Here is a 12359-nt window from a genome sequence, read left to right as displayed (position 1 = left end):
CTTCGCTGCGGGATCGATCCGGGCGCAGCGGCTCCGGTTTGCTTCGCTGCACCTACACTCGCTGTGTTTGGCTGCGCCAAACGGTCGCTGCGCTCCCACCCCCGGATCAATCCCTCCACTCAGCCTTCCGACGTCGCCCGTGGATCAAGATCAAAAGCTTTACTCGAGCTAGCGCTCATTGTGTGTGGGAGCTGCCGAAGGCTGCGATCTTTTGCTTTTGCTTTTCCGTGGGAGCGAGCCTGCTCGCGAAGGCGGCCTGACAGCCGACCCATTTCCATCAGATACGCGCGATCCAACTGTAGGAGCTGCCGAAGGCTGCGATCTTTTGCTTTTGCTTTTCTGTGGGAGCGAGCCTGCTCGCGAAGGCGTCAGTGAAATCACCACCTATAAAGGCAAATACCGACTCAACAACGCCCGCAACGCTGCCGGCTTCACCGGTTTGGCCAGATAATCCAGCCCCGCCGCATGCACCTGCGCCACCGTCTCAGGACGCCCATCCGCACTTATCACCACGCCCGGCACCGGTTCACCCAGACGCGTGCGCAACCACGCCATCAACTGCGTGCCGGTGTCGCCGTGGTCAAGGTGATAGTCAACCAGCGCCAATTGCGGTCGCACGCCTTCACTTAAGATTGCCGCGCATTCTTCGCGATTGCGCGCCGTCCACACTTGGCAGCCCCAACGGCTCAACAGGCTGTTCATGCCGATCAGAATGCTGTCTTCGTTATCGATGCACAGCACCTGCGCGCCGCTCAACAGCTTGCCGTTCAACTCCACCGTCGCGCTCGCGGGAGCCGTTTGCGTGCGGGCCAGTGGCACCGTCACGCTGAACACGCTGCCACGCCCCGGCCATGAACGAACGCGCAGGGTGTGCCCCAGCACGCGGCACAAGCCGTCGGCGATCGCCAAGCCTAACCCAAGGCCTTTTTCGGCACGGGTCTGATGGCTGTCGAGGCGTTTGAACTCCTCGAAAATCACCTGCTGTTTGTCTTCCGGAATGCCCGGCCCGCGATCCCATACCTCCAGACATAACTCGCCGCCGCGCCGGCGTACGCCCAGCAGCACCGGGCCCTTGGCGTAACGGAAAGCGTTGGTGAGGAAATTCTGCAGAATCCGCCGCAGCAGTTTGATGTCGCTGTCGATGCGCAACTGACTGCCACGCACGCGGAACGTCAGCCCTTGCTCCTGCGCCAGTGCTTTGAATTCGGCGCCGAGGATGTCGAACAGTTCGTTGACGGCGAAGGCCTTGCGATCCGGGTTGATCTTGCCGTTTTCCAGACGCGAGATATCCAGCAGATCGCTGATCAGGTCTTCGGCTGAACGCAGTGAGCTGTCGAGGTGCTGCACCAATTGCTGCGCCTCCGGACTCAAGCCTTCGTTCTGGTGGGAGAGGGCCGCAGAAAACAGCCGCGCGGCGTTCAGCGGTTGCATCAAGTCGTGGCTGACGGCGGCAAGAAAGCGGGTTTTCGACTGGTTGGCCGCCTCGGCGTTGCCCTTGGCTTCGGTAAGTGCGACGTTGAGCTGCGACAGTTCCTGGGTGCGCTCGCTGACACGTTGCTCCAGGCCCTCATTGGCCTCGGTCAGCGCCTGTTCGGCCTCGCGGAATGCGGTGATGTCGGTGAAGCTCATGACGAAACCGCCACCGGGCATCGGGTTGCCGATCAGCTCGATGACCCGGCCATTGGGGAACAGCCGTTCGGAAGTGTGCGCGCGGCCCTGGCGCATCCAGTGCAGACGCCGGGCAACGTGCACTTCCGCTTCGCCGGGGCCACATAGCCCACGCTCGGCGTTGTAACGGATGATGTCGGCAATCGGCCGGCCGACGCTGATCAGACCGTCGGGGTAGTTGAACAGCTCCAGATAGCGACGGTTCCACGCCACCAGTTTCAGCGACTGGTCGACCACGCTGATGCCTTGGGTAATGTTTTCGATCGCGCCTTGCAGTAAGGCCCGGTTGAATTGCAGCACTTCCGAGGCTTCGTCAGCGATACGGACGACATCCTCCAATTGCATTTCCCGACCTTCGATGGCGGCTTTTACCACGGCGCGTGTCGAAGAAGCACCAAGCACACCGGCGAGCAAACGTTCGGTGTGAGCGATCCATTCGCTATCGGCGTTCTGGTTGGGGTTAAAACCCTTTCCCTGCCGGTAGGCGAAACGAATGAAGCTCTGCCGCGCACGCTCTTCGCCGACAAAACGCGCCGCCAGTTGCAGCAGATCGTCGATCTGCACCGCCAGCATCGAGCGGCCGTTGGGCCGTGCGCTGATTTCCTGACCGATGAAACGCCCGGCCTGCCAGTGTTCTGAAACCCGCGTACGCGACAGCACCGAGACCCAGGCGAACAGCGTGAAGTTACCCGCCAGCGAAAGCACCACGCCTTGGGTCAACGGCGTGATCGGCAGGTTCAGCGGATTGCTGTGCAGCCACGCCAGCCCCGGGAAACTGCTCAGTGACCAACCGAGACTGTGCGCGGCAATCGGCAGAATCAGGGTGTAGAACCACAGGAAAGTACCGGTGGCGAGGCCGGCGAACACGCCACGGCGGTTGGCCTGTTTCCAGTACAGCGCGCCGAGCATGGCGGGCGCCAGTTGGGTGACTGCCGCGAAGGCGATCTGGCCGATCGTCGCCAGGCTCGCGGTGGAACCAAGCAAGCGATAGCTGACGTATGCCAGTAGCAGAATCACCACGATGCTGACGCGGCGCACCGACAGCATCCACTGGCGAAATACCTCGAACGGGCGCTCGGCGTTGTTGCGGCGCAGCAGCCACGGCAGCAGCATGTCGTTGGACACCATGGTCGATAGCGCGACGCTGGCGACGATCACCATGCCGGTGGCTGCCGATGCGCCACCGATAAACGCCAGCATCGCCAGTGCCGGATGGGCTTGGGCCAGCGGCAGGCTGATCACGAACGAATCGGGTAGTACATGGCTGGGTAGCATCATCTGACCGGCCAGCGCGATCGGGACTACAAACAACGCAGCCAGGGCGAGATACGCCGGGAACACCCATTTGGCCAGACGCAGATCCTGAGGGTCGATGTTCTCCACCACGGTGACGTGAAATTGCCGGGGCAGGCAGATAATCGCCATCATCGCCACGCCGGTCTGCACCACCATCGACGGCCAGTTGATGGTTTCCTTCCAGTACGCCTCAAGGCGCGGAGCGAGCATCGCCTGATTGAACAGATCGTCGAAACCGTCGTAGAGGCCATAAGTGACGAAGGCGCCGACGGCGAGAAAGGCGAACAGCTTGACCAGCGATTCAAAGGCGATCGCCAGCACCATGCCACGGTGGTGTTCGGTGGCGTCGAGGTTGCGCGTGCCGAAGACGATGGTGAACAAGGCCAGCACCAGCGAGACGATCAGCGCGGTGTCCTGGGCGCGGGTGCCCATGGCATCGGCGCCGGCGCCGATCAACAGGTTCACCCCGAGGACGATGCCTTTGAGCTGCAAGGCGATATAGGGCAGCACGCCGACCAGGCAGATGAGTGCCACGACCACCGCCAGCGATTGTGATTTGCCGTAGCGCGCAGCGATGAAGTCGGCGATGGAGGTAATGTTCTCCTGTTTGCTGATCATCACCATTTTCTGCAGGACCCACGGCGCGCCCACCAGCAGCAGGATCGGCCCGAGGTAGATCGGCAGGAACGACCACAGTTGTTCCGCCGCCTGGCCGACCGCGCCGAAGAACGTCCAGCTGGTGCAGTAAACCGCCAGAGACAGGCTGTACACCCAGGCACGCACACGCGGCGGCAACGGCGTGCTGCGACGGTCGCCGTAGAAGGCGATGGCGAACATGATGGCCATGTAGGCCAGGGCAACGACGGCGATCAGCCCGGTGGACAACGACATGCAGCACTCCCGACAAAAGACTCCCCGGCACTCCTGCCGGGCGAACAGTCTCGCACGCGCGCGGCGGTTAGTCAGTGTCGACCAAGGTCGTGGCGTGGCGGGGTGTCGCAGGCACGGATCGTTGCGGTTGAACGCACAATCCTGTAGGAGCTGACGAGTGCAACGAGGCTGCGATCTTTTGATCTTGGATTTTGAAAATCAAAAGATCGCAGCCTCGTTGCACTAGTCAGCTCCTACCTTGCGTCAGTCCGGACGTAACGCGATATCGATCAGACGATGAAGCTCATCAACCTCCAGCGCCGCCGCCGAAAACAGAATCCGGAACACCACCGGCGCCACCACCACATTGATAAGGCGATCAACACTCGGCGCCTTTTCATCGGGATAACGATCAACAATGGTCTGCAACTGCGCACCAATGATCGCCACGCAATACCCCGGCGTAGCGCTCGCCTGCACATCGCGCATCATGTGGCGTCCCGGCTCTGAACTCATCTCGTCGAGATACTGCTCGGCCCAGGCGCGGAGATCGCCGCGCAGGCTGCCAGTGCTCACCGGCTCGCTGTCAGGGCGCATGCGGGCAAGGGCAACGTCAGCCAGCAACGTCGCCAGATCGCCCCAGCGCCGGTAAATCGTCGACGGCGTAACGCCCGCGCGCGCAGCGATTTGCGGCACGGTCACGGTGGAGCGCTCCTGTTCTTGCAAAAGCGCGTGGACGGCCGAATGAATCGACTCTTGCACCCGTGCACTACGGCCTCCGGGGCGTAAACCTTCTTTAATAGCCATGCGGCAGACCTTAACACAAAGAATTTGCTTTAAGCGCGAGGCGGTAGCACACTCTGCAAAAGCAAAAACTTAGCTTTTGTGGAGTGTGCCCATGACCAGCCTTGCGTCCCATCGATCCAGCCTGTGGTTTCTGGCGATCACCTTACTCAGTTTTCTCGCCGCTTCCACCGCACCGACGCCGTTGTATCACCTGTATCAGAATCAGTTGCACTTTTCGTCAGCGGTGCTGACGCTGATTTTTGCCGTGTATGCCTTGAGTCTGCTGGCGGCGTTGCTGACGGTCGGTTCGCTTTCCGACCACTTGGGACGTAAGCCGGTGATCTTCACCGCCGTGCTGCTCAATGCGCTGGCGATGCTGCTGTTTATTTATGCCGACAGCGTTGCGTGGTTGATCAGCGCACGCGTGTTGCAAGGTTTCGCCACCGGCATGGCGACCGCTGTGCTGAGCGCAACACTGCTCGATACCGACCGTCAGCACGGGCCGCTGATCAACAGTGTCGCGCCGTTGCTCGGCATGGCACTGGGCGGCATGGGTTGTGGCTTGCTGGCAGAATTTGCGCCCGCACCGTTGCAGCTGACCTATTGGTTGCTGCTGGCGTTGTTCGTGTTGCAGGGTTTATATGTCTGGCGCTTGCCGGAAAGTGTCTCGCGGCAAGGCGGGGCATGGACGTCGTTGCGACCGACCCTGCATGTGCCAGTGCAGGCGCGATCAACCCTGTGGCGAGTGCTGCCACTGAACACCGCAACCTGGGCGCTTGGTGGTTTTTACGCCTCGCTGGCGCCGTCTTTGGTGCGTACGGCCACTGGTTCAACTTCCAATCTGATCGGCGGCGCGACCGTTGCGGCACTGACCGTGACCGGCGCGTTGATGATCTTCACGATGCGCAATCGTCCGGCTTCCCAGGCGCTGCGTTCAGGCGCGAGTCTGCTGCCGGTCGGACTGATATTGATTCTGCTCGGCGTGCATGGCGCCAGTCTGTCGCTGTTTTTCTTCGGTACGCTGGTTGCCGGCTGCGGTTTTGGTTCGGGCTTCCTTGGCGCCGTGCGCAGTCTGGTGCCGCTGGCATTGCCCCATGAGCGAGCCGGGCTGATGTCGGCGTATTACGTGCTCAGTTACCTGGCGTTCTGTCTGCCGGCGTTGCTTGCCGGGCACCTGGCTCGCGGCTTCGGGCTGCTGGCGACCACTGACGGTTACGGCGTTGTGTTGATCGTGCTGGCCGTGGCTGCGCTGCTCCTGAGTCTGCGTCCACACGCCGCCAAAGTTTGCAGCGCTCCTTAAGCGCCGCGGTTTCAGTTAGCCTTTGCGCACTTCTCCCACGGATCGACTCATGAAGATTATCCGCAGTAAAGCGTTCACCGCCGAGCGCGCTTGGGGCGCACTGGACATCGCCAACATGAACGGCATCACCACGCGCCTGCACTGGACGGATCAGCCGTACAAATGGCACGTCAACGATGGTGAAGAAGTCTTTGTTGTGCTCGATGGTCAGGTGCAGATGCGTTTCCGCGAAAACGGCGAGGAGCAACAAGTGCTACTGGATGTCGGCGACATTTTCTACGCCTCGGTCGGCACTGAGCATGTTGCCCATCCACAAGGCGTGGCGCGAATTCTGGTGATCGAATCCGAGGGCAGCGTCTAAGCGCTTATCTGTAAAACAGATAACAGTTAGAGATATTACCCGTTATATCGATATTCGATTCAGATCTACCATGGGCTCCACCTCACCCGAGGACAGGAGTTCATGATGATTTGCCCTAACAGCGTTACCCCTGGCTACAAGCCTTTCAGCCACCTGCAGCATCCGCGCGAGGCGATCCGCCAATTCACTCCGAACTGGTTCGCCGTGACCATGGGCACCGGTGTTCTGGCGTTGGCGCTGGCGCAATTGCCGCTGGCGATTCCCGGAATGCACGCCGTAGCCGAAGGTCTGTGGCTGTTCAACATTTTCTTGTTCACCCTGTTTACGGCTGCGTACGCGGCACGCTGGGTTCTGTTCTTCGACGAAGCGCGGAGGATTTTCGGCCATTCCACCGTGTCGATGTTCTTTGGCACCATTCCCATGGGCCTGGCGACGATCATCAACGGTTTTCTGCTGTTCGGCCTGCCACGCTGGGGCGATGGCGTCATTCAGCTCGTCGAAGTGTTGTGGTGGATCGATGTGGCGATGTCGCTGGCCTGTGGCGTGCTGATTCCGTACATGATGTTTACCCGTCAGGAACACAGCATCGATCAGATGACGGCAGTCTGGTTGCTGCCCGTGGTGGCGGCCGAAGTCGCAGCGGCCAGCGGTGGTTTGCTCGCGCCGCATCTGAACGATGCCCACTCGCAACTCGTCGTCCTGACCACAAGTTATGTGCTCTGGGCTTTTTCCCTGCCGGTGGCGTTCAGCATTCTGACCATCCTGTTATTGCGCATGGCCCTGCACAAATTGCCCCACGAAAACATGGCCGCGTCGAGCTGGCTGGCGCTCGGCCCGATCGGCACCGGTGCGTTGGGCATGTTGCTGCTGGGCGGTGAGGCCCCAGCGATATTTGCTGCGAATGGTTTATCGGGTGTCGGCGAAATCGCCTCGGGCCTGGGTCTGGTTGCGGGGATTACGCTATGGGGGTTTGGCCTGTGGTGGATGTTGATGGCGCTGTTGATCACCGTGCGTTATCTGCGTGATGGCATCCCGTTCAACCTCGGCTGGTGGGGCTTCACCTTCCCGCTGGGCGTGTATTCGCTGGCGACGCTGAAACTGGCAAGCACTCTCAACCTGACGTTTTTCTGCGTGTTCGGTACCGTGCTGGTGATTTTGCTCGCGGCGATGTGGCTGATCGTCGGCAAGCGCACCGTGCAAGGGGCATGGCGTGGCGAGCTGTTTGTCTCTCCGTGCATCGCAGGTTTGAAGAAATAATCTGAAAAGTTTAGGTAAGGTGTGGCCTGGATCGTGGTGCGGGACTCCAATAACAAGCACCCAGGCCTCTCTACCTAACATCAGGAAACACGGAAGATGAGTCACCCCTCACAGTTCAACCTGTTGCGCACCCGGCGCTTTTTGCCCTTCTTTATTACCCAGTCCCTCGGCGCGTTTAACGACAACGTGTTTAAACAGTCGTTGATCCTCGCCATCCTGTATCGACTGACCATCGAGGGCGACCGCTCGATCTGGGTCAATCTGTGCGCGTTGCTGTTTATCCTGCCGTTTTTCCTGTTCTCGGCACTGGCCGGGCAATTTGGGGAAAAATTCGCCAAGGACGCGCTGATCCGTCTGATCAAACTCGCGGAAATCGCCATCATGGCGGTAGGGGCCGTCGGCTTTCTTTTCGATCATTTGTCGTTGATGTTGGTGGCGCTGTTCGCCATGGGCACGCACTCGGCGCTGTTCGGCCCGGTGAAGTATTCGATCCTGCCGCAGGCGCTGCGTGAAGATGAACTGGTCGGCGGCAACGGTCTGGTGGAGATGGGGACTTTTCTGGCGATTCTCGCCGGGACCATTGGCGCCGGGATCATGATGTCCTCGCAGCACTACGCGCCTGTGGTGTCCGCAGCCATTGTCGGCATTGCCGTGCTCGGTTATCTGGCCAGCCGCAGCATTCCGCGGGCGGCGGCATCGTCGCCGCAGATGCGCCTGAACTGGAATATCTTCAGTCAGTCCTGGGCGACCCTGAAACTCGGTTTGGGTCAGACGCCGGCGGTGTCGCGCTCGATTGTCGGCAACTCGTGGTTCTGGTTCGTCGGGGCGATTTATCTGACGCAGATTCCGGCTTATGCCAAGGAGTGGATGCACGGCGACGAAACCGTGGTCACCCTGATTCTGACGGTGTTTTCGGTGGGCATCGCCCTGGGTTCGATGCTCTGCGAGAAGCTCTCCGGGCGCAAAGTCGAGATCGGTCTGGTGCCGTTCGGCTCCTTTGGCCTGACCGTGTTTGGCCTGCTGCTGTGGTGGCATTCCGGTGGGATTCCGGACAGCGCCGCCGGCCATAGCTGGATTGCCGTGTTGGGCTTCGTTCACACCTGGGCGGTGTTGATCGACATCCTCGGCCTGGGCATTTTCGGCGGTTTCTACATTGTGCCGCTGTACGCGCTGATCCAGTCGCGCACGGCTGAAAACGAACGGGCGCGGGTGATTGCCGCCAACAATATTCTCAACGCTTTGTTTATGGTGGTTTCGGCCATCGTGTCGATCGTTTTGTTGAGTTTCGCCAAGCTGTCGATTCCGCAGCTGTTCCTTGTGGTTTCGCTGCTGAACATCGGCGTCAACGCCTACATCTTCAAGATCGTTCCCGAATTCAGCATGCGCTTCATGATCTGGCTGCTCAGCCATTCCATGTACCGCGTCGAACATCGCAATCTCGAGGCGATCCCGGACGAGGGCGCGGCGCTGCTGGTGTGCAACCATGTGTCGTTCGTTGACGCCTTGTTGATCGGCGGCGCGGTGCGCAGGCCGATTCGCTTTGTCATGTACTACAAGATCTACAACCTGCCGGTGCTGAACTTTATCTTTCGTACGGCGGGCACTATTCCTATCGCCGGACGGCAGGAAGATATCCAGATCTACGAAAAAGCCTTCACGCGCATTGCCCAATATCTGAAAGACGGCGAGCTGGTGTGCATCTTCCCGGAAGGCAAATTGACCGCCGATGGCGAGATCAACGAATTTCGCAGCGGCGTGACGCGGATTCTGGAAGAGACGCCGGTGCCGGTGATTCCTCTGGCCTTGCAGGGATTGTGGGGGAGTTTCTTCAGTCGCGACCCGAACAAGGGCCTGTTCCGGCGTTTGTGGTCACGGGTGACGCTGGTGGCGGGGCCGGCGGTGACCGAAGGAACCGAGCCGGCGAAGTTGCAGGTGTTGGTGGGGGAGTTGCGCGGATCCGTTAGATAGTCGCTGTATCAAAGGGCTTCTTCGCGAGCAGGCTCGCTCCCACAGTCGACCCTAAACCAATGACGGAACGCGGTTGAATGTGGGAGCGAGCCCGCTCGCGAAGGCGGTAGCGGTTCAAGCGCTGACTTTAAGGCCAATCAAGCCCGTAACGATCAACGCCACACTGACCAGCCGGATCAATGCCATCGATTCGCCAAACAGAATGATTCCGGCGATTACCGTACCGACTGCACCCACACCGGTCCAGATTGCATAGGCCGTACCCAACGGCAACTCCTTCATCGCCAGGCCCAACAAGCCAAGGCTGATGGCCATGGCCGCGACGGTCAGGGCGGTGGGGAGCGGGCGGGTGAAGCCGTCGGTGTATTTCAGGCCGACGGCCCAGCCGACTTCGAACAGGCCGGCGCAGAACAGAATGATCCAGGACATGCAGAACCTCCATCGATTGACGGGGTCGTCCCCAGATTAATGACTCGATCGAGCCGCAGGGTCGTCCCCGCGTTGCGCAATATAGTGGCGAGCAACAACCCGAGGATCAAGTTCTCGGCTCAGTCGGCAGCGCGTTGCGCAAGGTCGTCGCGATCTTCCTGCTCGCTCATCCGGCGGAAATACGTCGATAGCAGCGCTCCGGAAATATTGTGCCAGACGCTGAAGAGCGCGCTCGGCACCGCCGCCAGCGGCGAAAAATGCGCGCTGGCCAATGCTGCGCCCAAGCCCGAATTCTGCATGCCCACTTCCAGTGCCAGCGACTTGCGCTGAGCCAAGGGCAAGCCGAACAGGCGCCCGGTAAAGTAGCCGAGCAGATAGCCGAAGCTGTTGTGCAGCATCACCACGGCCATGATCAACAGGCCGGACTCGGCGATTTTCGCCTGGCTGACGGCGACGACGGCGGTGACGATAATCACGATGCTGACCACCGACACCATCGGCAACACATCCACCGCATGCCGCACCTTGTTACCGAGCAGACGCTGCGCGACCACACCGAGGACGATCGGCAATAGCACCACTTGCAGAATCGACCAGAACAGCTCCATGAACGACACCGGCAACCAGGCCGAGGCCAGCAGCCAGATCAGCGCCGGGGTCAGCAGTGGAGCGAGGAGGGTGGTGACGGCGGCAATCGCCACTGAAAGCGCCAGATCGCCGCGAGCCAGCCAGGTCATCACGTTCGAAGACGTACCGCTCGGGCAGCAGCCGACCAGAATTACCCCGACGGCGATTTCCGGCGGCAGGTGAAAGACCTGGCAGAGCAACCACGCCACACCGGGCATGATCACGAAATGCGCCACCACGCCCAGCGCCACTCGCCACGGATGGCGAGCGACGGCCGCGAAGTCGTCAAGTTTGAGGGTCAGGCCCATGCCGAACATCACCAGGCCGAGCAACGGCACGATCGCACTTTTCAGCCCGATGAACCACGCCGGTTGCAGAAACGCCACGACGGCGAATATCAGAACCCAGTAAGCGAAGGTATTGCCGACAAAGCGGCTGAGTGCAGCCAGTGCGCGCATGGCTTGATCCTTGTTATGTGAAAGCGTTAGGAAGCTAAGCATACGTCGCCAACAAAAAGATCGCAGCCTTTGGCAGCTCCTACAGGAAAACTCGTCTCATGTAGGAGCTGCCGAAGGCTGCGATCTTTTAAGCTTTCACACGAATAACGGGTCAGATCCCTTGCGGCGTCTCTTCCCCACCCAACGCTTCAACCAGTGCCGGCAGGAAATCGCCGAAGGTCAGCATCATCAGCGTGAAGCTTGCATCCAGCTGACCCAAAGCTTCATCGCCACCGTCCTGTTCCGCTTGATCCTGCAGCAGATCTTCGAACTTCAGGCGCTTGACGGTCATCTTGTCGTCGAGCATGAACGACAGCTTGTCCTGCCAGGCCAGCGACAGCTGAGTCACGACTTTGCCGGTGCTCAGGTGCAGCTGGATTTCTTCACTGGTCAGGTCCTGACGCTTGCAACGGACGATGCCGCCATCTTCGTGGGTGTCGCGCAGTTCGCACTCGTCCAGCACATAGAAATCGTCGGCGGCTTTTTGCGTGGTGACCCAATCGGTCATCACGGCTGTCGGCGCCATCTTCACGGTCAGCGGGCGCACGGGCAGGGTGCCGATCACTTCGCGCAGGGTCGACAGCAGGTCTTCGGCGCGTTTCGGGCTGGCCGAGTTGACCAGAATCAGGCCCTGTTTTGGCGCGATAGCAGCAAAGGTCGACGAGCGACGAATGAACGCGCGCGGCAGAAACGCCTGGATGATTTCATCCTTGATCTGATCGCGTTCCTTTTTATAGACCTTGCGCATCTGCTCGGCTTCGATCTCTTCGACCTTTTCCTTGACCGCGTCACGTACGACGCTGCCCGGCAGGATGCGTTCTTCCTTGCGCGCGGCGACCAGCAGGAAGTCACCGCTGACGTGCACCAGCGGCGCATCTTCGCCCTTGCCGAACGGCGCGACGAAACCGTAGGTGGTCAACTCCTGGCTTGCACACGGCCGCGCCAGTTTGGTCGCCAGTGCAGTTTCCAGCGCCTCGGCATCGACAGGCAGGTCTTGGGTCAGGCGATAGATCAGCAGGTTCTTGAACCACATGGGGTGAATCACTCCTTTATACAAAGGGGGCATTATTGTCTTCGCCGGGGCATAGGCCAACCCTTCTCTAAGCCTTTGGAAGGCCTCGGAAAATTATTTAAAAAAGTGCTTGCCAGAGGTTGGGGTGCTCCGTAGAATGCGCGCCACACCGAAGCGAAGGGTGATTAGCTCAGCTGGGAGAGCGTCTGCCTTACAAGCAGAATGTCGGCGGTTCGATCCCGTCATCACCCACCATTCGTTTCAAGTGTTACGCGCAGCGGTAGTTCA

General features: G+C 60.2%; 9 protein-coding genes and 1 tRNA gene. 5 read left to right on the top strand and 5 right to left on the bottom strand.

Annotated features, from left to right (window positions below):
- Positions 1-384: 384 nt before the first annotated feature.
- Complete coding sequence (locus VNV36_RS13550) at positions 385-3855, bottom strand: hybrid sensor histidine kinase/response regulator (protein WP_325718218.1); 3471 nt, start codon at positions 3853-3855, stop codon at positions 385-387.
- Between the two features lie 243 nt (positions 3856-4098).
- Positions 4099-4641 carry a TetR/AcrR family transcriptional regulator gene (locus tag VNV36_RS13545; protein WP_325718217.1) on the bottom strand — a complete coding sequence of 181 codons (543 nt, stop codon included), beginning with the start codon at positions 4639-4641 and terminating at the stop codon, positions 4099-4101.
- A gap of 91 nt (positions 4642-4732) precedes the next feature.
- Between VNV36_RS13545 and VNV36_RS13540 the strand changes: the two genes are divergently transcribed.
- The 4 genes from VNV36_RS13540 to VNV36_RS13525 all read left to right on the top strand — a co-directional run bounded on the left by VNV36_RS13540 (position 4733) and on the right by VNV36_RS13525 (position 9506).
- Entirely contained in the window at positions 4733-5920 is a 1188-nt protein-coding gene (locus VNV36_RS13540) for an MFS transporter (RefSeq protein ID WP_325718216.1), read from the top strand.
- Between the two features lie 49 nt (positions 5921-5969).
- Positions 5970-6281, top strand: a complete 312-nt coding sequence (locus tag VNV36_RS13535; protein ID WP_325718215.1) for a cupin domain-containing protein — start codon at positions 5970-5972, stop codon at positions 6279-6281.
- 105 nt (positions 6282-6386) lie between these two features.
- Positions 6387-7538, top strand: coding sequence for a TDT family transporter (locus VNV36_RS13530; protein WP_325718214.1), 1152 nt, complete (start codon positions 6387-6389; stop codon positions 7536-7538).
- A gap of 96 nt (positions 7539-7634) precedes the next feature.
- Positions 7635-9506 (top strand): MFS transporter, encoded by a 1872-nt coding sequence (locus VNV36_RS13525; protein WP_325718213.1) that lies wholly within the window; start codon positions 7635-7637, stop codon positions 9504-9506.
- A gap of 114 nt (positions 9507-9620) precedes the next feature.
- On the opposite strand, the gene sugE is transcribed toward VNV36_RS13525, so the two are convergent.
- From sugE to rdgC, 3 genes are all read right to left on the bottom strand, one after another.
- A complete protein-coding gene (gene sugE, locus VNV36_RS13520; protein WP_024012188.1) occupies positions 9621-9935 on the bottom strand; it encodes a quaternary ammonium compound efflux SMR transporter SugE in 315 nt (104 codons plus the stop codon).
- A gap of 119 nt (positions 9936-10054) precedes the next feature.
- Positions 10055-11020, bottom strand: a complete 966-nt coding sequence (locus VNV36_RS13515) for a bile acid:sodium symporter family protein (RefSeq protein WP_325718212.1) — start codon at positions 11018-11020, stop codon at positions 10055-10057.
- 151 nt (positions 11021-11171) lie between these two features.
- Positions 11172-12092: a recombination-associated protein RdgC gene (gene rdgC, locus VNV36_RS13510; RefSeq protein ID WP_325718211.1), complete on the bottom strand. Its 921-nt coding sequence runs from the start codon at positions 12090-12092 to the stop codon at positions 11172-11174.
- A gap of 158 nt (positions 12093-12250) precedes the next feature.
- On the opposite strand from rdgC, the gene VNV36_RS13505 reads away from it, so the two are divergent.
- Positions 12251-12326 (top strand) — tRNA-Val (locus VNV36_RS13505).
- The last annotated feature ends 33 nt before the right edge of the window (positions 12327-12359 follow it).

The sequence above is a fragment of the Pseudomonas sp. genome, assembly GCF_035554175.1.
Taxonomy (GTDB): domain Bacteria; phylum Pseudomonadota; class Gammaproteobacteria; order Pseudomonadales; family Pseudomonadaceae; genus Aquipseudomonas.
This window is presented reverse-complemented; position numbering and strand designations above follow the sequence as displayed.

What these genes read in the sequence shown, in the direction of transcription:
- VNV36_RS13550 (WP_325718218.1), bottom strand. Translation starts at nt 3,855, where the DNA reads ATGTCGTTGTCCACCGGGCTGATCGCCGTCGTTGCCCTGGCCTACATG.
- VNV36_RS13545 (WP_325718217.1), bottom strand. Translation starts at nt 4,641, where the DNA reads ATGGCTATTAAAGAAGGTTTACGCCCCGGAGGCCGTAGTGCACGGGTG.
- VNV36_RS13540 (WP_325718216.1), top strand. Translation starts at nt 4,733, where the DNA reads ATGACCAGCCTTGCGTCCCATCGATCCAGCCTGTGGTTTCTGGCGATC.
- VNV36_RS13535 (WP_325718215.1), top strand. Translation starts at nt 5,970, where the DNA reads ATGAAGATTATCCGCAGTAAAGCGTTCACCGCCGAGCGCGCTTGGGGC.
- VNV36_RS13530 (WP_325718214.1), top strand. Translation starts at nt 6,387, where the DNA reads ATGATTTGCCCTAACAGCGTTACCCCTGGCTACAAGCCTTTCAGCCAC.
- VNV36_RS13525 (WP_325718213.1), top strand. Translation starts at nt 7,635, where the DNA reads ATGAGTCACCCCTCACAGTTCAACCTGTTGCGCACCCGGCGCTTTTTG.
- sugE (WP_024012188.1), bottom strand. Translation starts at nt 9,935, where the DNA reads ATGTCCTGGATCATTCTGTTCTGCGCCGGCCTGTTCGAAGTCGGCTGG.
- VNV36_RS13515 (WP_325718212.1), bottom strand. Translation starts at nt 11,020, where the DNA reads ATGCGCGCACTGGCTGCACTCAGCCGCTTTGTCGGCAATACCTTCGCT.
- rdgC (WP_325718211.1), bottom strand. Translation starts at nt 12,092, where the DNA reads ATGTGGTTCAAGAACCTGCTGATCTATCGCCTGACCCAAGACCTGCCT.